This is a genomic window from Nocardia macrotermitis (assembly GCF_009604405.1).
Taxonomy (GTDB): Bacteria; Actinomycetota; Actinomycetes; order Mycobacteriales; family Mycobacteriaceae; genus Nocardia; species Nocardia macrotermitis.
The window spans coordinates 246,917-268,358 of sequence record NZ_WEGK01000007.1 but is presented as its reverse complement, the minus strand read 5'-3'; the positions used below and the strand labels follow the sequence as shown (position 1 = coordinate 268,358).

Here is a 21,442-nt window from a genome sequence, read left to right as displayed (position 1 = left end):
GTCGTCGCTACCGGCCCTCTGCACGTGATTACTTGGCCTGCAACGGTTCCCGCAGACCCTTGCGCAACGTGGCCGGGCCGATCAGGGGAAGCAGGGCGGCGATCAGCTTGCCCTTGACCGCCGCCGGATTACGAGTCAACTCGACGTCGACACGCGTGCCCTCGGGTTCGGCCGTTGTGCGGAACACCCAGCCACCGCCGGGACCGAAAACCTTCGAATCCAGGGTGGTGACGGTGACCGTGTCGCCCGCGGGATCCCAGTCGTAGCGGGCGCGTTCCCAAGCGGCCTCGGTGCCCTCGGTGACCTCGGCCCACCCCTCGCCGCGACTGTGGACGATGAAGTGCTCGTCGTCGATCGTGGGCCACACCTCGGTGCGGGTGGGGCCGAAATCGGTCAGCACGTTCATCACCTCGGCTGGCGACAGGGCCGAGATGAGATGGAAACGGACCGTGGTCATGCGGTGCTCCTAGCAATCGAGCAGGTGGATGTGGCGAGCTCGACCGGCCGCCGTGTGGGGGGAAGTCGACGGCCGGTCGATGGGAGTGCGACCGGGTGGTTCGGGAACCGGTGCGGCCGCATATCGAGCATCGCCGATCCGGGGGTCGCGTCACATCCGTCGGATGACGCTGCGATGACGTATTGCCTGCCCGTTAGTCTGTGACGTTCGCAGGACGGGAGAGACCATGTCGGAGTTACCAGCGGTGCGGTTGATCGGCCGCGACGACGAGCAGGGCCAACTCTCCGCGATCGTGACCGGTGCGTCCGGTCTGCCGCTGATTCTGCGCGGTGAGACCGGTGTGGGCAAGAGCGCACTTCTCGAATTCGCCGTTGAGCAGGCATTACGCGCCGGATACGCGGTGATCCGCGCGACCGGCGTGGAGGCGGAATCGGAGCTGCCCTACGCCGGTCTGCACCAGTTGCTGCATCCGCTGCTACCGCATATCGACGGCCTGGGCGAGCCGACGCGCGCGATGTTCGAGGCGGTGTTCGGGCGGCATGCCACGCAGCCGCCCTCGGTGATGGCGTTGGGCATCGCGGTGCTGAATCTGCTGGCCGCGGCGACCTCCGATCAACCGTTGCTGCTGGTCGTCGACGACGGTCAATGGCTGGACGGTCCGAGCGCCGAGGTGTGCGGATTCGTCGGCCGGCGATTGTCGGGCAGTGCGGTGCGGCTGGTGATCGCGGTGCGCGCGGATATCGTCTCGGGCTTCGATACCGCCGCGCTGCCGGAGCGGGTGGTCGCGCCGCTGAATGCGCAGGCCGCGGCGGATCTGCTGGATCGCCGGCATCCGGTTCTGAACACCCGGCTGCGCCGGTTGGTGCTGGATCGGGCGCAGGGCAATCCGCTGGCGCTGCTGGATCTGCCGATCCATGTCGAGGGGCAGGCGGATTTCGAGTCGCCGGACGAGGTGTTCGCCGAACACGCCCTGCCGGTGCCGCGCCGCCTGCAACGGGTGTACGGAACCCGCATCGCGGCACTGGCGGATCCGGTGCGGGCCGAATTGCTGATGGGTGCGCTCGACGGTGTCGGGGCGCGGCCGGGACCGGGTGTGCGGTATCGCATGCGCGGTATCGACGCCGCGGTGAAAGATGGTCTGCTGCACCATGATCCGATCACCGGGGTGACGTTCCGGCATCCGCTGGTGCGGGCGACCGTGGTGCAGACGGCCACGCCGGACGAGCGTCGCGACGCGCACGCCGCCCTGGCCGAGGTGCACCGTGACGATCTGGAACGTCGGGCGACCCATCTGGCGGCGGCCGCGGTCGACCCCGATGAGCGGGTCGCGGCGGTGCTCGAGTCGGCGGCCGAATCGGCGACGCGTCGCGGTGGCGCGGCCACGGCGGTGACCTGGCTGACCCGGGCCGCCGAACTCAGCGAGACCGACGAGCAGCGGAGACGACGGCTGGGCGAGGCCGCCTACATCGCCGGATATGCCACGCGGCTGGGGCAGGCGTTGCGGATCGTGCGGTCCGATCCCGTGCCGGGTGGTGACGAAAGCCCTGCCGAGGTCGTGGCCTGGGCGTTCACCGCGCTGTATCGGGACGGTGATGCGCGCGGTGTGCACGAGCGGGTTCTCATCGCGATCCGGGCATTGCGTGAGGATGATGCGGCCGAGCAGCCGGAGGTGGTGCTGCGGCTGCTGAATCTGCTGCTGGTCACCGACCACTACGCGGGTGATGCGGCGCTGTGGGGGGAAACCTTCGCGGTACTCGACGAGCTGGGCGAATTCGTGCCGCCGCTGTCCCGGATCTACCGGGACAGCTGGAGCGACGTGGTGCGGCACGGTGCGGGGATGGCCGAACAGCTGCGGCGGATGAGCGAGAATCTGGCCGAACTCGAGCCGTGGGAGGTCGTCCGGGTCGCGTCGGCGGCCTATCGCCTGGACGTGCTGCACTACTACGGTGCCCAGCTGCGGCACATGGTGGAGCGGGAGATCGAGACCGGGGCGGTGGTCAGCGGCCTGGTCATGCTGCATCTGATCACGCTCGACCGGATCGGGTCGGGGGAGTGGGACGAGGCGGAGCGGACCGCGACGATCTGCCGTGATCGCGCCGCGGAACTGGGCTACGAGCTGTTCGTCCATCAGAGCGTCGCGTATCTGGCGCAGGTGGCGGCGTTGCGCGGGCGGATCGAGGAGGCGCGGGAGCTGCTGGCGGTGGCCGAGTCCTGGGCGCGGCCGCGCGGCGTGGGCATCCTGACGCAGCTGGTCGACGCCGTCGCCACCTCGGCGGCGTTGGGGCAGGGCGATTTCGAGGCCGCGTACCTGCATGCGATCGGGATGACGCCGCCCGGGGAGTTCGCGCCCTGTGTGCATCAGGCGGTGCGGGGCGTGCTGGATCTGGTGGAGGCGGCCGTGCACACCGGTCGTGCGGCGGAGGCGCGGCGGCATGCGCGGGCCGCGTGGGATATCGGATTGCCCGCGATCTCGCCGCGGCTGGCGATCAGTACGTTCGGGGCGTTGGCGATGACCGCGGAGACCGAGGCGGAGGCCGACGAGATGTTGTCGCTGGCCGAAAACCATGCCGAGGCAAGGCATTTCCCGTTCGAGATCGCCCGGATCCGGTTGGCGTACGGGGCGCGGGTGCGGCATCGGCCCGGCGGTCGCACCCGGGCGCGGCAGTTCCTGACTCCGGCGGCGGAGTCCTTCGACAGGCTCGGGGCGCGGCCGTGGGCCGAGCGTGCCCGCCGCGAATTGCGCGCGACCGGGCTGGCCGTGCGCGCCGCGGAGGTGGATCCGGGCGTGCTGACCTGGCAGGAACGCCGGATCGCGGAGTTGGCCGCGGCCGGGTTGAGCAACAAGGAGATCGGCCGGGAGCTGTACCTTTCGCCGCGTACGGTCGGGACGCATCTGTATCGCATCTTCCCCAAGCTGGGTATCACGTCGCGGGCGGCGTTGCGTGATGCGTTGAGTGGGGAGGGCAACGCCTCCGATACCTGAATCGGGACATCGTGCTGGAGAGTCGTTATGGGTTGTGCCACAGTCGAATCCGGGTCCGGCGTGACTTTCCTGATGTGCTGATCGGTTCGAATATGTTGCCCTGCAATCGAATCCGCCGGGTGAGCGGATAGGTGCTCGACACCCACCCGGCCGAGGGATGACGGGCGGGTGTCGAGTGGACGTATCGCAGCGGCCCCGTGACGACATGAGCGAGGCCGCTGCGCGACATCCCTACAGGTGGTCGGCGTCGATGATGGCCTGGGAGAACGGTTTCGGCGCTTCCTGGGGGACGTTGTGGCCGATGCCGTCGAGGACGCGGTGGACGTATTTGCCGGTGTACTTGTTCGCGTAACCCTTGCCGTCCTTGGCCGTGCCGTCGAAGTCGCTGGAGACGGTGATGGTGGGGACGGTGATCGCCGGGCCGGTGGCGAGTTGCTGCTCGAAGGCGTCGTACTGCGGTTCGCCCTGGGCCAGGCCCAGACGCCAGCGGTAGTTGTGAATGACGATGTCGACGTGGTCGGGGTTGTCGAAAGCGGCGGCGCTGCGGTCGTAGGTGGCGTCGTCGAACTTCCAGGCCGGCGAGGCGATCTGCCAGATCTGCTTGTTGAAGTCGTGGCGGTAGCGCGTGTACCCGGCGCGGCCGCGTTCGGTGGCGAAGTAGTACTGGTACCACCAGCCGAGTTCGGCCTTCGGCGGCAGCGGCTGCTGCTGCGCGGCCAGTTCGGTGACGATGTAGCCGCTCACCGCGACCAGCGCCTTGCAACGCTGCGGCCACAGCGTGGCGATGATGTCGACAGTCCTTGCGCCCCAGTCGTATCCGCCGAGGACGGCCTGCTCGATGTGCAGCGCGTCCATGAAGTCCACGATGTCCTTGGCGATCGCCGACTGCTGTCCGTTGCGGACGGTCTGCGGGGACAGGAACGTCGTCGGGCCGTAGCCGCGCAGATACGGCACCAGCACCCGGTATCCGGCGTCGGCCAGCAGCGGCCCGACATCGGCGTAGCTGTAGGCGTCGTACGGCCAGCCGTGCAGCAGCACGACGGGCTGACCGTTCGCCGGACCGAACTCCGCGTATCCGACGTTGAGCACACCGGCCTGCACCTGCTTGATCGTGCCCAGCGTGGTGTGCACACCCGAGCCCGCCCGCAGCTCCTGACCCGCGGCCGTGGTGGTCACGGTGCCCCCGCCCCCGGAATCCGTCGAGCATCCGCTCAGTGACGCCGCGGCCAGCCCCGCCGCACCCGCGGCCAGCGCACCGCCGAATAGTCGTCTGTTGAGGGTCATCCGATGATCTCCTGCCAGGTGTCGTCAACGAGCAGCGGATCGGCGAGAGCCTCCCACCCGATCCACCCCGCTGACGCTAGGCAGCGGACCATCCACTCGGCGACCGTCGAATGACGTAATCGTATGCGTCATCCGGACGGCGTCGGCGTCGCGTACGCGGTAATGATGCAGGTCAGGCCGTGATGGGAGTCGTTGGGTGAGAGTCCGGGGCCGTGTGGTTGCGTACTTGCTTACGCGGTAACGATGCGGGTCACGTTGTGATGGGAGTTTGTCGGGTGAGAGCGTGAGTCCCGTGTGGTTGCGTACTCGTTCACGCGGTAACGGTGCAGGTCAGGCCGTTATATCGACGGCGCGTGAAGACTGACACCCGCGTGGTATGCCGGAAAGTGATCAGAATTCAGCTGCCGCTGACACGTGACGGGAGTTGCCGGGCCCGTGTGTTGCGTAGTCGTTCAGGCGGTGACGGTGGAGGTCAGGCCATGATGGGAGTCGTTGGGTGAGAGCGTGGGGCCTGCGGTTGCGTAGTCGCTCAGGTGTAGCGATGCGGGTCACGTGGTGATGTGAGTCGTCGGGTGAAGGTGCCGGCCCACGGTGGTCACGTACTCGGCGGGGGGAAGAGGTGGGCGAGTTCGGTGCGGGAGGTTATGCCGAGTTTGGGGAAGATGCGGTGGAGGTGGGTGCTGACGGTGCGGTGGGAGAGGTAGAGCTGTTGGCCGATTTCGCGGTTGGTCAGGCCGGTGGCGGCGAGGTGGGCGATGCTCAGTTCGTGGGGCGTGAGGGATTCGCGGGCGTCGGGGGTGCGGTTCGGGCTGGTTTCACCGGCGCTGCGGAGTTCGCGGCGGGCGCGGGCGCTCCAGGACGTGAAGCCCAGGGCGTCGAAAGTGTCTCTGGCCGCGCGTAATTGGGTTCGCGACTCGATGACGTGGCGTTGGCGGCGCAGCCATTCGCCGTAGGCCAGGTGCAGGCGGCCGCGTTCGGCGGGCCAGGTGGCCGGGGTCGCGGCGAGGGCTGCGGCGAATCGGTCTCCGGCGTCGTCGGTGGCCAGGACCGCGCGGGCGTAGCGCAGGCCGATATGCAGGGCGGGGGAGGAAGTGGTGTGAGTGACGGGTTCGAGTTCGTCGAGCAGATCACGCAGGTCCCGGGTGTGGCCGGAGCGGATCGCGGCCTCGGCGAGTTCGGCGAGGAAGTAGGTGCGCAGGGCCGGTGAGTGCGACGGGTCGCCGGGATCGTGGATGCGGAGCAGGTCGGTGTAGGCGTCCTCGAATCGTCCCTCGCCCAGTGCGATGAGGCCGCGCGTGAGTTGTACCGTCGCCAGCACCGGTCGTGCGCCGGAGGCGAGTCCGATCCGTTCGGCCTCGGCGACGAGGGTTCCGGAGCGCTCGTAATCCCCACGCAGCGCGGCGATTTCGGCCTGCACGGCCACCGCGAGACCGTGCATGAAGGGCTGGCCGGTCTCCCGGGCGAAGGCCGCGGCCTCGGTGGCGGCGGGTGCGGCGGCGGCCAGATCGCCGAGTCGGGTCAGGGTCCACGACTGCACCGTGAGCGCGCGCGGCAACGCACCCAGCGCACCGGTCGCGCGCAGTCCGTCCGCGGCGGTCGTGGAGAACCGTGCGGCCAGATCGAATGCGCCGACTTGCAGTGACGCGCTGCCGAGGAAGCGGTCCACCTCCGGATCGTGGCCGGTCACCGCCGCTTGGGTGCGCAACTGCGCGATGACCGGACCGCCGCGTTCGAGGGGCGCGACGTAGGCGGCGACCGCGATCAGGCGGGGATCGTCGTCCGGGACGGGCAGTTCGTCGGCAACCGCGAGCAGGGTGCGACGGGCGGCCGGACCGGGTTCGGACCAGAAGCAGCGCATGGCCGCGCCCCACAGGATGCGCATCGCCGCGTCGACGTGGCCGTCCGCGGCGACCGATGCGGCCAGCGTCGCGAGTTCGCCTATGCGCGAAGGATCTTCGCGCACACCGTCGTCGAATCCGCTCAGCAGCCAGTTGGCGACGGCCTGCTGCCGGGAGGTCAGCGGCAGCCTGCGCGCGGCGGTGACCAGACGTTCGGCGGTGGGACGGCGGCCGACGTCGACCGCCGTTTCCGCCGCGCGCAGCAGGCGGTCCGCGCGGCGGGCCGGGGTTCCGCTCAGGGCTGCGGCGCGTTCCAGTGCGGTGATCGCGTCCTCGCGGTGCGGGGATCGGTCGGCGAAATCCTCCAGGGCCGTGGCTATCTGCTCATCCGGGCCGAGTGCGGCGGCCGCGCGATGTCGTAGGCTGCGGTCGGGCAGGTCGGTGAGGGTCTCGGCGAGTGCGAGGTGGGCGTCGCGGCGTTGCGCGGGGGTGGCGGATGCGGCGATCGCCGAGCGCATCAGCGGATGCCGGAAGGTCAGCATGTCCGGGGTCAGGTCGATCAGGGTGGCTTCTGTTGCGGGCGTGAGTATTTCGTGGTCGGCCGAAGACTGCTGGAGAATGCTTGTGGCAGAGAGTATTTCGGTGATCGAACCGGTGTCGTCCAGTGCGGCGAGCAGCAGTGCGCAGCGGGTCGCCGGTGGCAGCGTGGTGGTGCGGGCGACGAAGGCGCGTTCGAGTCGTTCGGGTAGTGGCAGGGTGAGCGCGGAATCATCGAGATCGGCTGCCGTGGTGGGCAATTCGACGAGCGCGAGCGGATTTCCCTGGGCCTCGGCCAGTAGCCGCCGCCGCACGGTGGCGGGCAGATCGGGTGCGACGAAATCCAGGAGTGCGGCGGCCTGATCCTCGGGCAGCGGGCCCAATGGCAGCTGCGCGAGTTCCGCATCGCGCAGCGGGGAATTCGCGTCGTCGCGGATCGTGGCGATCAGCACGACGGGTTCGGTATCGATCCGGCGCGCCAGGAAGGCCAGCACCTCGGCGCTGGCCCGGTCGAGCCAGTGCACGTCCTCGGCGACGAGCAGCAGCGGACGTTCGGCGGCGGCGTCGGAGAGCAGCGTCAGCGTGGCGAGCCCGACCAGATACGCACTCCGTTCGTCGGCGCTGTCCGCCAACCCCAAAGCCGTTGTCAGCGCATCGAATTGGTGCTTCGGCAACGTCTCCGCGGCATGCCGCAGCGGATACAGCAGCCGCTGCAACCCCGCGTACGAGAAATCCCGCTCGGCCTCGATCCCCGCGGTCCGCAACACCCGCAGCCCCGCGACGCCCGCCGCGTCGACCCCCTCGGCCACCAACGCCGACTTCCCGATACCGGGCCCGCCCACGATCAGCACCCCGCGACGTTCCTCGGGCCGCTCGAGGTAGGCGCACAGATCCTTCACCTCGACATCTCGCCCGAACAGCGGCATACGCGACCCTCCTCCGAAGTCCCGCCGGACGCGGCGACCTGCCCGCGACCCTACCGAAACCCATCACACCACCCGGTCGCCCACCGATGACCGCACGTGATGTGGTCGACCCACGCACCCGTGTGATGTCCGTGCGTCCGTGCGTCCGTGCGTCCGTGCGTCCGTGCGTCCGTGCGTCCGTGCGACGGCCTCGGCCCGTGTGCTTGTGTGATGCCTTCCGCCCACGCGCTTGTGTGACGCCTTCCGCCCGTGCGCCCGTGTGATGCCCTCCGCCTGTGCGCATCCACCTCCGTCTCACTACGCGATCTGCCCGTCGCTGACCAGTGCGGTTCGAGGCGCGGGTTCGGTTGGCGCAGTTCGAGTTCGGTGCAGGTTGCTCCAGCTGCCCGGAGTGTGATCACACGGTCATTGCCGACCAGGTCGGGACCCGGTGCCGGAGTGTGATCGGCAGACTCGCGCTACCAGGTGAGGACGGGCTTGACGACGTGGCCTGCGCGTTGATCGGCAAGAGCGGTGTTGATCTCGGCGTAGGGGTAGGCGCGAACCAGGCGTTCGAGCGGGAGATGCCCGGCGGCGTGCAGGGCGAGTAGTTCGGGGATGAACTGGTGGGGGATGGCGTCGCCCTCGAGGCAGCCGCGAATCGTCTTGCCGGACAGGACGATATCGCGCAGGTCGATCGGCGGCACTCCCGCGCCGAGGCCGACGACCACCGCGACGCCGCCGATCCCCAAGGCGGCCACGGCATTCGCGAGCACCTCGGGGCGGCCGGTGGTGTCCAGGGCATGGGTGGCCCCGCCGCCGGTCAGGTCCGAGATGGCTGCGGTGGTGTCGCCGTCGGCGGGATCCAGTGCGTGTGCGGCGCCGAATTCCATTGCCAGGGAACGACGTTCGGCGGAGAGCTCGACCACGATCACCTCGACGCCCGGGAGCGTCTTCGCGGCCAGCACCCCGGCCATGCCGACGGCGCCGGCACCGTAGACGACCAGCGTCGCCTCCGGCTCGGGACGCAACGCGTTGAGTACCGCACCCGCGCCGGTCTGGAATCCGCAACCCAGCGGCGCGGCCAGCACCGGATCGGTGCCCGGCGGAACGACCACGGTGTTGTCCGCGGTGGTCAGCGCGTATCCGGCGAAACTGGACTGACCGAAGAAGCCGTCGCGCACGGTGGTCTCACCGATCCGCACTCGCGGCGTGCGATCGGCGCGCGCCCCGAACTGGTTCAGTTTCGTCGCCCGGGCGCAGTACGCCGGACGACCGAGCCGACAGTTCCGGCACGCGCCGCAATGCCGGTAACTCAGCACCACCTGATCACCGGGCCGCACACCGGCCACATCGCCGCCGACCGCCTCGACCACGCCCGCCCCCTCGTGCCCGAGCAGAATCGGCCGATCGGCCGCACCGGCCGCGCGGGACACCAGATCGGTGTGGCAGATTCCGGCGGCCACGATGCGCACCAGGATCTCGTCCGCGCGCGGCTCGTCGATCTCGACCGTTTCGATGGTGAACGCGGCGCGGGGATCGCGGGAGATCGCGGCCGAGATGGCGGGCATCAGGCGCGCTCGAGCAGGAAGTAGAAGTATTCGCCGTTGGCGAGCACGAGTTCGGGCCGGCCGTTCATGATGCCCATCAGCGTGGTGCCGTCCAGCAGCTTGAAGTGGTCGAAGATCGGACGATTGTCGTAGACCATCGTCGCGGTCACCTCACCGCGGAACTCGATATTCCACAGCGACGCCTCACCGCCCCCGCCGAGTTCGAGATTGGAGAACAGCGAACCGTCCTCGGCCCGGCAGATCAGCGGTTTGGCCTCGAACGCGGACAGGAACGTCTTGCCGTACCAGCCGCTGCGGTCCAGCGCGCGGCACAGCGGATGGCCGGTGCGGAAGGCCGCGCCCTTCCATTCGCCCAGGATGTCCTCGGCGCGCACGGTCTCGAGCCCGGCCCACAGTTGGTCCAACTCCGCGGTCGGAACCCCGTCGGGCAGCGCGGCCAGCTCACGCCAGGGTCGGATCGTCTCGGTCATCGCGTCTCCACTCTTGCCGAACCATTTGGTTCGGGAAATCTACACCCGAACCAAATGGTTCGGCAAGATAGGATTCCGGAATGCGTTCAGCCGGACATGCGACCAGGGAACGGATCCTCGCCGCCGCCAAGGCGGAATTCGCCCGCTACGGCGTCGCGGGTGCGCGGATCAACCGGATCGCCGCGGCCGCGCACGCCAGCAAGGACCGCCTCTACGCCTACTTCGCGGGCAAGGAGGAGCTCTACGCGGCGGTGACCGCCCAGTGGGTGACCGATACCACCGCCGAAACCGCCCTGGACGCCGAGGACATCCCCGCCTACATCGGCCGCCTCTTCGACCACTACCTGCGCAACCCCAACGACGCCCGGCTCCAGGCGTGGGCCGACATCGAACGCACCGAAATCCCCGAGGCCGCCGACGCCATCCGAAACGCGGTGGGCCCCAAGCTCATCGAGATCCGCCGCGGCCAATCCGCGGGCCTGATCACCGACACCTTCCACCCGTTGACCCTGCTCACCCTGCTCACCGACCTGGCCCGCACCTCGGCGGTGCACGCCCTGCACGACGACCACCCCGACGTTGCCGAACTCCGCGCCGCGACCGTGCTGGCGGCCCGCCGGCTCATCGCGCCGTGAGGATCCGGTCCCACCAAATGCGGTGAGGTCCATAACGGTTCGGCCGAGATCGGCGTCGAGTGGCCTGAACAGCCGCTGGACCGGGCACTCTGATGCAACCCCCCGAGTGCAGGGGGGAACGAGGAGGTCCGTCATGAACGAACTCGTCTGCGGTGACTGCTGGCGCCGCGAGCACCTGACCTTCGTACAGCGTCTGGATCCGGCGTTCATCCGCCACGGATCCCGGTATCTGTGCCCGGAACACCGCGCCCTGCGCGCGGAACTGTCCTGGGCGACCGGCCCGGTACACAGGCCGATACCGGATCCGACCCAGAACCGGGCGGCCTGAGTTTTCCCCGCTCCCGGCGGACGTGGTTCGATCGGAAGTATGACCGACCACGTCGATGTCCCCCGAATCGTCTCCGCAGGCCGTGAGATCGCGGCCGACCCGGCGCAGATCTTCGAGCTGATCGCGGATCCGGCACAGCAGCCGCGCTGGGACGGTAACGACAACCTCGCCACCGCCCCGGAAGGTCAGCGGGTGCGCGGGGTCGGTGAGGTGTTCACCATGCGGCTCACCGTCGGGCAGGTCCGGGAGAATCACGTGGTGGAGTTCGAGGAGGGCCGCCGCATCGCGTGGCGGCCCGCCGAACCCGGTCACGAGCCGCCGGGACATCTGTGGCGCTGGGAGCTCGAGCCGCTGGGTGCGGGCCGTACCCGGGTCACGCACACCTACGACTGGACCCGGCTGACCGACGAGAAGCGGATGGTCCGTGCCCGCGCCACCACCTCGGATCGGCTGCTGGGCTCGGTCGACCGGCTCGCGGCGCTCATCGAGAAGGACTGAGCCGCAACGTCGTCCGGGCGTTCACGCGTCCACCGGGAACTGTTCGGCGGCCAGCGCGCGCTCCCCGTTCAACGTCCAGTCCCCGGGCAGTCCCTCGACCCGCATGGTGTCGCCCTCGGCCTCGATGCCGACCGTGACCGGACCCAGCCGCAGATCGGTCAGCTGCAACCGGCCCCAGCGTTCGGGCAGGTGCGGTGCGATCTCCAGGGTGCGGTTCGGCACGTCGGGGGACAGGCCCAGGAACGAGCGCACCAGCAGCAGCGGCGCGGCACTGGCCCACGCCTGCGGTGAGCAGGAGGTCGGATAGGGCACCGGCGCGCGGAACTGGTCGCGCCCGAAGCCGCAGAACAGCTCCGGCAGTCGCCCGTGGAAGTGCAGCGCCGCGTCCAGCAGGCCCTTGGCCAGGCGTTCGGCCAGCTCGCACGCGCCGGGGATGTGCCGGTAGCGCATGAGTCCGGCGACCGCGAGGGCGGTGTCGTGCGGCCAGACCGAGCCGTTGTGGTAGCTCATCGGGTTGTACGCGCCCATCGCGGCGGACAGTGTGCGTAAACCGAAGCCGCTGTTCATATTCGGGTCGGCCAGGTGCGCGATGAGCTGTTCGGCGCGTTCGTCGGAGACGATGCCGGTCCACAGGCAGTGCGCGACATTGCTGGACAGTGCGTCCACCCGCTGCTTGCGGTGATCGAGAGCCAGTGCGTACCAACCCTTCTCGGGCACCCAGAAGGCTTGGTCGAAACGTTCCTTCAACGCCATGGCCTGGTGTTCGAGGCGGGTGGCGGCGTGTTCGTCACCGCGCGCCCGCGCCAGTTCCGCGCCCGCGAGCCGGGCGGCGTAGGTGTAGCCCTGCACCTCGCACAGCGCGATCGGCGGTTCGGCCAGCCGTCCGGTGACGTCGCTGATCGAGTCGAAACTGTCCTTCCAGCCCTGATTGACCAGTCCGCGATCGGTTTTGCGGCGGTACTCGACCAGGCCGTCGTCGTCGCAGTCGCCGAAATGTTCCAGCCAGTCCAGCGCCGCGCGGGCCGCGGGAACCAGCTCCTGGACCGCGGACTCCTCCGCGCCCCAGCGGCGGCATTCGGCCAGCAGCATCACGAAAAGCGGTGTGGCGTCGATGGATCCGTAGTAGACGCTGCCGCCCAGCACGCGTTCCCCGGCGGGCCCGCGCCGCATCTCGTGCATGATGCGCCCGGGTTCCTCCTCGGTGATCGGATCGACCGTCGTGCCCTGCAAGGTGGCCAGCTGCCGCAGCGTCCCCACGGCCAGTTCGGAATCCAGCGGCAGCGCCATCCACGAGGTGAGCAGGCTGTCGCGGCCGAACAACGTCATGAACCACGGCGCACCCGCCGCGACGTAGGTGGGCAGCCCGCCGCCCTCGTCGATGCGTAACGCGCCCAGATCGCTCTCGGTGCGCCGCAGGATGTAGGTCAGGCGCGGATCGGTGGAGGTGAGATCCGTTGCGGTGGCGCGCCATTCGGTCATCCGGGCGATCGGGCTGTCGTCCTCGGCGCCGCACGAGATCTGCACCCGGCGGTGTCCGGCGACCGGCTGCGCGAACACCTGGGCCCGCCACTGATTGCGTGCGGGCACCACCACCCGCCAGCTCAGCGCGCCCGGTAGCACCACGGGATCACCTGTGGCACTGACGATCAGGCCGCGTCCGGGATCGGCGTGATCGGTGAAGTGCAGTTCGGATCCGGCGACGGTGACCTCGGCGCTGCCGTGATGACTGCGGCCCTCCTTGACCAGGAACAGATCCGCGAAATCGGCCTCGGCGTGCAGGGTCAGCCGCAGCGCGGTGTCCTCGGTACCCAGATTGTGTACTGTGACAGTCTCTTTCAGGCCGTCACCGATCAGGCGGCTGCGCACGATCAGCAGCGTGCTGTCGGCCACGCCCGCGCGGGGTGGCACCCGCATCACGAAGCGCGCCTTGAACGATTCGGGGGTCAGCACGGTCAGCTGTTCGGCGTGTTGGCCCTCCACGCGCAGTTCCCAGCGGGAGATGGTGCGGGTGTCGCGGTAGAACAGGCCCTGTGCGGTGCCGGGATGGATATCGCCGAGATTGTCCGACAGACAGAACGTATTCGCCTCGACCAGGGTGATCGTGGACTGGCCGCCGCCGAGTCCGACCGGCGGTCCGGCGTTGAAAACCTGTGGGGCGCTCACGATTCCACCTCCGGGGCATACTCGATCGTCGCGCTCATGCGTTGCTCACCTGGGGCTGCGCCAGCGCGGGGGTCCGCGCGATCATGGTGTCGACCGCGTCGCTGAGCACTGCCGAAGCGCGTTGCGGGGCAAGGGCTTCGAGATAGGCCGCCTCGTATCCGGCGCTGAGCCGATCGACGCTGAAACGTTCCTCCACGCGGCGGCGGCACTGCTCGGGATCGATGTGGCGGACCGCGTCCAGGGCCGCGGGCAGTTCGTCCTCGTGGTCGCAGATGATGCCGGTGACGCCGTCCTCGATCACCTCCTCGACCGCACCGCCGCGCAGCGCGACAACCGGTGTGCCACAAGCCATCGCCTCGATCATCACCATGCCGAACGGCTCCTCCCAGCCGATCGGGAACAGCAGACAGCGCGCGGAGGCCAGCAGCAGGCGTTTGGCGACGGCGTCGGCCTCGCCGAAGACGCTGTCGTCGGCGGTGAGCAGCGGTTTCACCTCGGACTCGAAGAACGCCTTCTCTTCGGGCTCATTGCATTTCGCGGCCAGCACCAGCCGCAGCCCGGCCGCGTGCGTGGCCCGCAGCGCCCGGTGCGGGCCCTTGTACTCGGCGTAGCGGCCCAGGAACAGCGCGTAATCCTTCTTCTCCTGCCGGAACGGCCACTCGCTCGGGCGCACCGCGTTGTACACGCGCCCGACCCAGTTCAGATCCGGGGCCAGGCTGCGCTGCCGGTCGCTGATGGCGACCAGGTGGGCGGTGTCGGTCAGGGCGCGGTAGTACTCGCCGGGGTCGCCGTCGACCGGGCCGTGCACGGTGACGACCGTCGAAATGCCGCGCTCGCTGTAGAAGGGGGCGTTGAGCGGCCCGGCGAAGGTGTGGTCGTGCACGATATCGATGTGGTCGACCGCCGCGATGCGTTCGATCGCCTGCCGGACCTTGAGCGCGTTGTGCACCTCCGGGCCCGCCTGGCCGAGTAGTTCGGGAATGGTGGATTCCCATACGGGCACGAAACGTGCTCTCGTACCGTTCTTTCCGGCACCCAGCAGGGTCACGCGGTGCCCGCGATCGATCAGTGCGTCGGTGAGTTCGGCGACCACGGCCTCGACACCGCCGTATCCGGCGGGTGGCACGTCGAAATACGGCGGCGCGACCATGACGATATGCAGTGGACCGCCGGGCACGGGCAGTTCGCGAACCGTCGAATCGGCATGAGAATCGTTGCTGCTCACGGTATTTCCTCCTCAGCTACGGTGCTGTGAGACTGTGACGCGGGGAGAACATGAAATGGACACGCGAGAATTCGGCGCTGGCACCGCCGAGCGCCGGGGCGAACCGGAGTGAATCCTTCGAGCTGTGGTGTCGAGGACGGCGCACACATTGCTGGTGCCTACCTGTCCGCGATACCGGTACCACGCTACTACGTTTCGCCGGGCGATTGGCCAACTCCTGGCAACCTTTTCGCGACGTGGCCGCGCGACGACCCGCGGTAGTGCGCGGATACCCCGGTCGCGGCGTGGGCGAACGGGTATCCGGACGCCGCGCGTCCGTGGCGTTTTGGTTGACTTCGGATATGGCCGAACTGTTCGTCAAGATCTGTGGGTTGCGCACCGAACGCGATGTGGACGTCGCCGTGGCGGCCGGCGCCGATGCGGTGGGGTTCGTCTTCGCGGCCGGACCGCGCACCGTGGACGCGCCGACTGTGCGGCGGCTCGCCGCGCGCGTGCCCGAACAGGTGCTGACCGTCGGGGTGTTTCGCGGCCAGACGGTCGAGCAGGTCCGGGAACTCACCGAGGACAGCGGCATCCGCGCGGTTCAGCTGCACGGCGACGAGGGGCCGGAGTACTGCGAGACGTTGCGTGCGCCCGGTCGCACCCTGATCCGCGCGGTCGCGGCGGGCGAGCGGACCCCGCGCCTCGGCGAATTCGGCGAGGACCTGTTGCTGCTGGACGCCCCCGATCCCGGCTCGGGCAAGGCGTGGAATTGGGGCGCACCGGATTTCACCGCTCCCGACGGGCGCTGGCTGCTGGCCGGTGGGCTGCGCCCGGACACCGTGCGGGCGGCGGTCGCGGCGACCGGCGCGTGGGGAGTGGACGTGTCCAGTGGCGTGGAGAGCGCGCGGGGCGTCAAGTCGCCGGAGTTGATCCGGGCATTTCTCACCGCCGCGCGCGCGTAGGAGGTCCTGGATATTCCGGTACGGAATGCCCTATTACGGAATTGCTGGCGATCCTCCAGCAACCACCGGCAGTCCGGCCGACTTCCACGCCCGGAAGCCGCCGACGAGATCGGTGGCCCGGTGTAATCCGAGTTCCTGGGCGTCGGCAGCGGCCAAGCTCGAGGCATAACCCTCGTTGCAGACGATCACCACCGGAGTTTCGGCGGTCAGCTCCGGCAGCCGATGATCGCCGTGGGGATCCAACCGCCATTCCAGCACAATGCGTTCCACCACGAGCGCCTCGGGAATTTCGCCCTCGACCAGACGATTCGCGTGCGGGCGGATATCGACCACCAGCGCGCCCTCGCGCTGGAGCGCCGCCGCGCGGTCGGGCTCGACCCGATCCAAGCGGGCACGAGCGCGGGCGAGTTTGTCCTCGATACTCATCGCGGAACCTCCTGGTCGGTTATCGCGACTGTTCCACACCCGCGAAGTCGGTGAGCGCGCGGTATTCCCGCACCGGCCGCAGCGGCGGGGAGTAGGCGTGGATCGTGGTGGCGGGGCGGGCGCCGTTGTTGCGCAGTTGATGGGCGCGGCCGTGACCGAAGGCGACGGTGTCGCCGGTGTGCCAGTGCGCCGCGCGGACCGGGCCGCCGCTGTGCCGGTACTCCTCGTCGAGTTCGCCGAGGATGAGGGTGAACGCTCCGGCCGCGCCGCCGTGATCGTGCGGTTCGGTGCCCTGGCCGGGTGTCCAGGACAGCAGCCACAGCTCCACGCCCATGGTCAGGGCCAGCCGGGTCCACCAGCGGCGCTCGGTGTCGAAACGCACGATATCGCCCAGTCGCGTGGCGAATTCGGCGGCCACGGTCGTGGTGAGGTCGTGTAATTCGGCGGGGGACCACAGTGTGCGTTCGGCGTGCACGGCCGCGTGCATCGACGGTAAGTCGATACCGGGATGAATATCCTTGGCGTGCTCGATCTTCACAGGCAGTGACGTGGTCACCCAACCTCCCGTCGTCGTACGGACAGCCCGGACGCGCGGGTGCGTCCGGTGAACCAGCCGCCCGAATTCTCCACCCTCGCAGCGGGATTGCCATCGGCCACGATCAGCGTGAGTAAAAGTCGCCGGGGTCCGTTCCGATCTAATCGATCAGAATATGCTTTCGAATGATCAGAATTGATGTACGTTCTGGTGATGGCATACGGCGAGACCCGGCAGGCGCGGATCGTGCGGGCGTTGCGTTCGGCGGAATCGGTGAGCGTGGCGGACCTGTCGCGGGCGCTGGGCGCTTCGGAGGTGACGATCCGGCGTGATCTTGCCGAACTCGAGCAGGCCGGGGTGTTGCGGCGGGTGCGCGGCGGCGCGGTCAGCGCGATGTTGCGCGGGGAGGGGCTGCCGTTCGCGATGCGCGAACTCGAGCGGGCCGAGGCCAAGGCGCGGATCGCAGCGGCGGCCGTGGCGCGGGTGTCCGATGGGGAATCGGTCGTACTCGACGGTGGCACAACGGGTTCCGCGGCGGCGCGGTGCCTGGTCGAGCGGCGGCTCACGGTGGTGCCGCTGGCGTTGTCGGAGTTCGGGGCGCTGGCCGCTGCGCCCGGGGTGTCGCTGCTGCTGCCGGGTGGGACGGTGTGCGCGGGGGAGTCGTCGCTGGTGGGGCCGATGACCGAGCAGAATCTGGCGCAGCTGCGGTTGGACACCATGCTGCTGACCTGCTGCGGGTTCGATCCGCGGCGCGGGGTCACCGCCTACGACCTCCAGGACGCGGCGGTGAAGCGGGCCGCGATGGCCGCCTCGGCGCGGACCATCGCGATGGTCGATTCGAGCAAATTCGCCCGGACCGCGATGGCGGTGGTGTGTGCGACGGCGGCGGTGGACATGGTGATCACCGATGTCGATGCGCCCGAGGATGTGGTGGCGGCGTTACGGGCGGACGGTATCGAGGTGCAGTGTGTCTGAAATACCTTGCCGCACAACTTCCGATCGGCGCGGCGGATCGAAAAGCTCTGGGCTGGCACCGTTTTCGGTCGGGGTCACCTTCTTTGTGCAGGCGGTGCTGTTCGCGTCGTGGACCGCGCACATTCCGGGTGTGGAAGCGGCGCTGGGGCTGAGCGACGGCACTCTCGGTACCGCGTTGCTGGGGCTGCCCATCGGATCGGTCACCGCGATGGCGCTGTGCGGGTGGTTGCTGCCGCGACTGGGGAGTCCGTGGTTGATCCGGATCTCCATGGCGGGGTACGGGATCGCCGGAATCGGTGTCGGACTTGCTGATTCGCCGGTGCTGCTGTTCGTCGCGCTGTATTTCTGGGGGCTGATGCAGGGCATGGTCGATGTCGCGATGAATACTCAGGCGGTGACCGTCGAGAAGGCGGTCGGGCGGCCGATCATGTCGCGGTTGCACGGGATGTGGAGTGTGGGTGGGTTCGCGGGCGGGCTGATCGGCTCGGGCGCGGTGGGGCTGGGGATCGGCCTGACCGTGCAGTTGGCGGTGCTCGGTGTGCTGGCCGTCGTGGCCGTGGAAGTGTTGTCGCGGTACCTGATCCGCGATACCTCCGATACCCGGTCCCGCTCGCAGGACGCCCCGCGCCGGAGCCGCTGGTCGGTGCTGATCGTGCTGCTGGGGGCGGTCGCGTTCGCCTCGATGCTGTGTGAGGGGGCCGCAGCGGACTGGTCCGCGGCCTACCTGCGCAACGAGCTCGGCACCAGCGCCGCTACCGCCGGACTCGGTTACGCCTCCTTCGCGCTGGCGATGGTGGCGATGCGGTTGAGCGGCAAGGGATTACAGCGTCGCTTCCGCTCGACCTCGCTGCTTCCGGTGCTGGCCCTGATCTTCGCCTGCGGTATGGGCGTGGCACTGATCCTGGGTCAGCCCGTCGTGGCACTGCTCGGATTCGCCTGTATGGGACTGGGATTGGGACTGATCGTGCCCAGCGCCTTCAGCGCGGCGGGCAGGGTGGCCGCCGACGCCAACCCCGGCCCGTCGATAGCCGCCGTCTCCGCCCTCGGCTGGTGCGGATTCGTCTCGGGCCCACCGCTGATCGGCCACCTCGCCGACCTGATCGGCCTCGGCAACGCCCTCTGGGTACTGCCCGCGCTCGCCGTAATCCTCGCCCTCGTCGTCAGATTCGGCAGAGCGTTCGCCGAACCTGCACCGCCGCAGTGAGAATCGGCTGCTGCGCGTAATGCGCCGCAGATCCGCCCGGCGGCGGTGCGTGTCCGATCGACATCGTGTGGGCCTGTTGCGGACACGTGGCTCGTCGTGGCCCGGGTAGTCGTCGTCCGATTCGGCGGCTTCGTTGCCGAACCGGCACTGCTGCCATGAGATTCGCCTCCTGGGGGCACCGCGTGTGAGGCGTTGGGAGCGCTCAGGGGCGGCGGGCGATCCAGACGGGGCGTTCGTCGCGGAGGGTGAGGTCGGGGCGGTGGGTGAGGGTGTCGGGCGACAGGAGGGTGTCGAGGGCTGCGGCGTCCTGCGGGGAGAGGCGGTCGGACAGGGCGGTGCGGATGCGTTGGAGGGTGTGGTGGGCCAGTTGTGTGGCGGAGGTGGGGAGGGGGGAGGTGAGGGCGATGTGGATGTGGCGTTCGGTCTGGATCTCGAATCCGGCCTTGGTGAGCAGGGTGGACCAGTCCGCGCCGACGTGGGGGACGTGGGCGGCGTTCTCGGCGGTCAGGATCTCGTGGGCGCGGTTCTCCAGGTCGGCGAGTTCGCCTGCGGCGGAGAGGAATCGGGGCATGGAGATCAATTCGGCGAGGGCCAGCAGGCCGCCGGGGCGGATGGTGGCGAACAGGTCGGCCAGGGTGCGTTCCGGGTCGGCGGTGTGGTGCAGGGAATTCGAGGCCCAGGCCACATCGACGGGGTCGAGGTCGGGCCAGGCGGTGTCCAGGTCGGCCTGCCGGGTGTGGATGCGATCGGCGACGTCGTGGGCGCGCGCCTTGTCGCGCAGCCGGGTCAGCATGAAATCGGAGATGTCGACGGCGGTGACCTCGGCGTCCGGGAAACGCTCGGCCAGCGCGAGGGCCCCGGTGCCGGTGCCAGCGCCCATGTCCAGGATGCGGCGGACGGGCCGATCGTCGAGGTGGTCGCGGATCAGCGCGGTGACCTCGGGCAGGTGGTCGGGCAGGGCCTGCGCGTCGAGGTCGAGCAGATCGGCCAGGGCGGATTCGTCGCCGTGGTCGTGGCCGCCGTGCTGGTGATGATGATCGTGGCTCATGGAAACGACGCTACCCACTCTTTGCTCTGAAGGCATATAATCTTGCCTATGACGCAAGACGGAGATCTCGACGGCGTGGTCCGCAAGCGGATCCGGGGTCTGCGCGTGGCGCGCGGCTGGTCCCTGGACGAGCTGGCCGCCCGCTGCTATCTGAGCCCGTCCACGCTCAGCCGCATCGAGACCGGCCACCGCCGCATCGCCCTGGATCAGCTCGCGCCCATCGCCCGCGCGCTGGGCACCACCCTCGATCAGCTGGTGGAATCGGTCAGCGACGAGGACGTCGTGATCCGCCCCGAACGCGATACCGTGCGCGGCGTCACCACCTGGCTGCTCACCCGCGACTCGGGCCCGAACGGCGTCACCGTGGCCAAGATGCGCCTCACCAAACCAGCCGGTGAGCAGCGCGTTCACCCGGGCCGGGACTGGTTCACCGTGCTGTCCGGCGCGGTGGAACTACGTCTCGGCGAACGCCGCGTCCGCGTCGAGGCGGGCCAGGCCGCCGAATTCTCCTGCATGGTCCCGCACGCCTTCGGATCCCTCGACGGCCCCGCCGAAATCCTGTGCATCCTGGACAACGAGGGCCAACGCACCCACCTGCACTCGCATTGACCGGCTCGTACACCCGTGCGGCACAGCCGATATCGGGGAGCCGCCGAGCGTGGTGGCCGTGGCGGAATCTCTCGTCCGGCGAATTGTTGGCATAATCATTGACAATCGACATTCACCCTATCGCCAGGACGGTGCCAGTGTCCGAGAGCAACGGACTCGAACGTGGAACGCAGGGCAAGGCCATTGCGGTGGAACGACTTCGGCATGCCATCGCCCAGGGACGGGTCGCGCCCGGACAGCGGCTGGTCGAGTCCGAACTGGTCGAGCAGTTCGAGGTCACCCGCGGCAGTGTGCGCGCCGCTATCGACGAACTGGTGGCCGAGGGGCTGATCGAGCGGATCCACAATCGCGGTGCGCGGGTGCGTTCGGTCTCGCACGAGCAGGCGGTGGAGATCCTCGAATGTCGCAAGGTGCTCGAGGGATTGATCGCCGCCAAGGCCGCCGCGCGCATCACCCCGGCCGATGCCGATCGGTTGCGGGAGTACGGCGCGCGGCTGGAGGCCGCGGTGCGCGACGGTGAGTTGCTGGAGTACTCCTCGCTGAATCACGAATTGCATGCCGTGCTGCGGGAAATCGCCGGTCAGCACACCGCCACGGATCTGATTTCGCGGCTCAACGCGCAGATCGTGCGTCATCAGTTCCAGTTGTCGCTGCGGCCGGGGCGTCCGCAGGTTTCGCTGCCCGAACATCTGGCGATCGTGAACGCCGTCGTCGCGGGCGATCCGATCGCCGCCGAACAGGCCATGCGCGATCACCTGGACAGCGTGATCACCGCGCTGAGCCAGAACGGCTGACCCCTCACCACCT

General features: G+C 69.0%; 19 protein-coding genes. 9 read left to right on the top strand and 10 right to left on the bottom strand.

Going from position 1 to position 21,442, the window contains the following annotated elements; translation table 11 throughout:
• Positions 1 to 28: 28 nt before the first annotated feature.
• Entirely contained in the window at positions 29 to 457 is a 429-nt protein-coding gene (locus NRB20_RS18505; protein WP_153411376.1) for an SRPBCC family protein, read from the bottom strand.
• Between the two features lie 226 nt (positions 458 to 683).
• Here NRB20_RS18505 and NRB20_RS18500 point away from each other — a divergent pair, with 226 nt between their 5' ends.
• The gene (locus tag NRB20_RS18500; RefSeq protein WP_153411375.1) at positions 684 to 3,440 is read left to right on the top strand and encodes a helix-turn-helix transcriptional regulator; all 2,757 of its coding nucleotides are present in this window, start codon (positions 684 to 686) and stop codon (positions 3,438 to 3,440) included.
• Positions 3,441 to 3,671: 231 nt separating this feature from the next.
• Here NRB20_RS18500 and NRB20_RS18495 read toward each other — a convergent pair whose 3' ends face one another.
• From NRB20_RS18495 to NRB20_RS18480, 4 genes are all read right to left on the bottom strand, one after another.
• Positions 3,672 to 4,724 (bottom strand): alpha/beta fold hydrolase, encoded by a 1,053-nt coding sequence (locus tag NRB20_RS18495; protein ID WP_153411374.1) that lies wholly within the window; start codon positions 4,722 to 4,724, stop codon positions 3,672 to 3,674.
• A gap of 595 nt (positions 4,725 to 5,319) precedes the next feature.
• On the bottom strand, positions 5,320 to 8,025 hold the full coding sequence (locus NRB20_RS18490; RefSeq protein WP_153411373.1) for an ATP-binding protein: 2,706 nt from the start codon (positions 8,023 to 8,025) through the stop codon (positions 5,320 to 5,322).
• 458 nt (positions 8,026 to 8,483) lie between these two features.
• Positions 8,484 to 9,575 (bottom strand): NAD(P)-dependent alcohol dehydrogenase, encoded by a 1,092-nt coding sequence (locus NRB20_RS18485; RefSeq protein ID WP_153411372.1) that lies wholly within the window; start codon positions 9,573 to 9,575, stop codon positions 8,484 to 8,486.
• Positions 9,575 to 10,045 carry a DUF4334 domain-containing protein gene (locus NRB20_RS18480; RefSeq protein ID WP_153411371.1) on the bottom strand — a complete coding sequence of 157 codons (471 nt, stop codon included), beginning with the start codon at positions 10,043 to 10,045 and terminating at the stop codon, positions 9,575 to 9,577. Before NRB20_RS18480 ends, NRB20_RS18485 begins: the two co-directional genes overlap by 1 nt.
• A gap of 80 nt (positions 10,046 to 10,125) precedes the next feature.
• On the opposite strand from NRB20_RS18480, the gene NRB20_RS18475 reads away from it, so the two are divergent.
• From NRB20_RS18475 to NRB20_RS18465, 3 genes are all read left to right on the top strand, one after another.
• Entirely contained in the window at positions 10,126 to 10,680 is a 555-nt protein-coding gene (locus NRB20_RS18475; RefSeq protein WP_153411370.1) for a TetR family transcriptional regulator, read from the top strand.
• A gap of 133 nt (positions 10,681 to 10,813) precedes the next feature.
• The gene (locus tag NRB20_RS18470) at positions 10,814 to 11,008 is read left to right on the top strand and encodes a hypothetical protein (protein WP_153411369.1); all 195 of its coding nucleotides are present in this window, start codon (positions 10,814 to 10,816) and stop codon (positions 11,006 to 11,008) included.
• A 39-nt stretch (positions 11,009 to 11,047) separates the two neighbouring features.
• A complete protein-coding gene (locus NRB20_RS18465) occupies positions 11,048 to 11,506 on the top strand; it encodes an SRPBCC family protein (protein WP_153411368.1) in 459 nt (152 codons plus the stop codon).
• Positions 11,507 to 11,527: 21 nt separating this feature from the next.
• Here NRB20_RS18465 and NRB20_RS18460 read toward each other — a convergent pair whose 3' ends face one another.
• A complete protein-coding gene (locus NRB20_RS18460; RefSeq protein ID WP_406603846.1) occupies positions 11,528 to 13,669 on the bottom strand; it encodes an amylo-alpha-1,6-glucosidase in 2,142 nt (713 codons plus the stop codon).
• A 34-nt stretch (positions 13,670 to 13,703) separates the two neighbouring features.
• Positions 13,704 to 14,819: a glycosyltransferase family 4 protein gene (locus NRB20_RS18455; RefSeq protein ID WP_153411523.1), complete on the bottom strand. Its 1,116-nt coding sequence runs from the start codon at positions 14,817 to 14,819 to the stop codon at positions 13,704 to 13,706.
• 416 nt (positions 14,820 to 15,235) lie between these two features.
• Here NRB20_RS18455 and NRB20_RS18450 point away from each other — a divergent pair, with 416 nt between their 5' ends.
• A complete protein-coding gene (locus tag NRB20_RS18450) occupies positions 15,236 to 15,838 on the top strand; it encodes a phosphoribosylanthranilate isomerase (protein ID WP_153411367.1) in 603 nt (200 codons plus the stop codon).
• A 33-nt stretch (positions 15,839 to 15,871) separates the two neighbouring features.
• Here the strand turns inward: NRB20_RS18450 and NRB20_RS18445 are convergent, their stop codons facing one another.
• Complete coding sequence (locus tag NRB20_RS18445; RefSeq protein ID WP_153411366.1) at positions 15,872 to 16,264, bottom strand: rhodanese-like domain-containing protein; 393 nt, start codon at positions 16,262 to 16,264, stop codon at positions 15,872 to 15,874.
• Between the two features lie 19 nt (positions 16,265 to 16,283).
• On the bottom strand, positions 16,284 to 16,820 hold the full coding sequence (locus NRB20_RS18440; protein WP_319945080.1) for a cysteine dioxygenase: 537 nt from the start codon (positions 16,818 to 16,820) through the stop codon (positions 16,284 to 16,286).
• A gap of 192 nt (positions 16,821 to 17,012) precedes the next feature.
• Between NRB20_RS18440 and NRB20_RS18435 the strand changes: the two genes are divergently transcribed.
• On the top strand, positions 17,013 to 17,774 hold the full coding sequence (locus NRB20_RS18435; protein ID WP_153411365.1) for a DeoR/GlpR family DNA-binding transcription regulator: 762 nt from the start codon (positions 17,013 to 17,015) through the stop codon (positions 17,772 to 17,774).
• A complete protein-coding gene (locus NRB20_RS18430) occupies positions 17,767 to 18,978 on the top strand; it encodes an MFS transporter (protein ID WP_319945079.1) in 1,212 nt (403 codons plus the stop codon). The genes NRB20_RS18435 and NRB20_RS18430 overlap by 8 nt, the downstream gene beginning before the upstream one ends.
• Before the next feature lie 202 nt (positions 18,979 to 19,180).
• Here NRB20_RS18430 and NRB20_RS18425 read toward each other — a convergent pair whose 3' ends face one another.
• Positions 19,181 to 20,026, bottom strand: coding sequence for a class I SAM-dependent methyltransferase (locus tag NRB20_RS18425; protein WP_194289915.1), 846 nt, complete (start codon positions 20,024 to 20,026; stop codon positions 19,181 to 19,183).
• A gap of 48 nt (positions 20,027 to 20,074) precedes the next feature.
• Here NRB20_RS18425 and NRB20_RS18420 point away from each other — a divergent pair, with 48 nt between their 5' ends.
• Positions 20,075 to 20,635, top strand: coding sequence for a helix-turn-helix domain-containing protein (locus NRB20_RS18420; RefSeq protein ID WP_153411363.1), 561 nt, complete (start codon positions 20,075 to 20,077; stop codon positions 20,633 to 20,635).
• Positions 20,636 to 20,772: 137 nt separating this feature from the next.
• Entirely contained in the window at positions 20,773 to 21,429 is a 657-nt protein-coding gene (locus NRB20_RS18415) for a GntR family transcriptional regulator (protein ID WP_319945078.1), read from the top strand.
• Positions 21,430 to 21,442 lie beyond the last annotated feature (13 nt).

What these genes read in the sequence shown, in the direction of transcription:
- NRB20_RS18505 (WP_153411376.1), bottom strand. Translation starts at nt 457, where the DNA reads ATGACCACGGTCCGTTTCCATCTCATCTCGGCCCTGTCGCCAGCCGAG.
- NRB20_RS18500 (WP_153411375.1), top strand. Translation starts at nt 684, where the DNA reads ATGTCGGAGTTACCAGCGGTGCGGTTGATCGGCCGCGACGACGAGCAG.
- NRB20_RS18495 (WP_153411374.1), bottom strand. Translation starts at nt 4,724, where the DNA reads ATGACCCTCAACAGACGACTATTCGGCGGTGCGCTGGCCGCGGGTGCG.
- NRB20_RS18490 (WP_153411373.1), bottom strand. Translation starts at nt 8,025, where the DNA reads ATGCCGCTGTTCGGGCGAGATGTCGAGGTGAAGGATCTGTGCGCCTAC.
- NRB20_RS18485 (WP_153411372.1), bottom strand. Translation starts at nt 9,575, where the DNA reads ATGCCCGCCATCTCGGCCGCGATCTCCCGCGATCCCCGCGCCGCGTTC.
- NRB20_RS18480 (WP_153411371.1), bottom strand. Translation starts at nt 10,045, where the DNA reads ATGACCGAGACGATCCGACCCTGGCGTGAGCTGGCCGCGCTGCCCGAC.
- NRB20_RS18475 (WP_153411370.1), top strand. Translation starts at nt 10,126, where the DNA reads ATGCGTTCAGCCGGACATGCGACCAGGGAACGGATCCTCGCCGCCGCC.
- NRB20_RS18470 (WP_153411369.1), top strand. Translation starts at nt 10,814, where the DNA reads ATGAACGAACTCGTCTGCGGTGACTGCTGGCGCCGCGAGCACCTGACC.
- NRB20_RS18465 (WP_153411368.1), top strand. Translation starts at nt 11,048, where the DNA reads ATGACCGACCACGTCGATGTCCCCCGAATCGTCTCCGCAGGCCGTGAG.
- NRB20_RS18455 (WP_153411523.1), bottom strand. Translation starts at nt 14,819, where the DNA reads ATGGTCGCGCCGCCGTATTTCGACGTGCCACCCGCCGGATACGGCGGT.
- NRB20_RS18450 (WP_153411367.1), top strand. Translation starts at nt 15,236, where the DNA reads ATGGCCGAACTGTTCGTCAAGATCTGTGGGTTGCGCACCGAACGCGAT.
- NRB20_RS18445 (WP_153411366.1), bottom strand. Translation starts at nt 16,264, where the DNA reads ATGAGTATCGAGGACAAACTCGCCCGCGCTCGTGCCCGCTTGGATCGG.
- NRB20_RS18435 (WP_153411365.1), top strand. Translation starts at nt 17,013, where the DNA reads ATGGCATACGGCGAGACCCGGCAGGCGCGGATCGTGCGGGCGTTGCGT.
- NRB20_RS18425 (WP_194289915.1), bottom strand. Translation starts at nt 20,026, where the DNA reads ATGAGCCACGATCATCATCACCAGCACGGCGGCCACGACCACGGCGAC.
- NRB20_RS18420 (WP_153411363.1), top strand. Translation starts at nt 20,075, where the DNA reads ATGACGCAAGACGGAGATCTCGACGGCGTGGTCCGCAAGCGGATCCGG.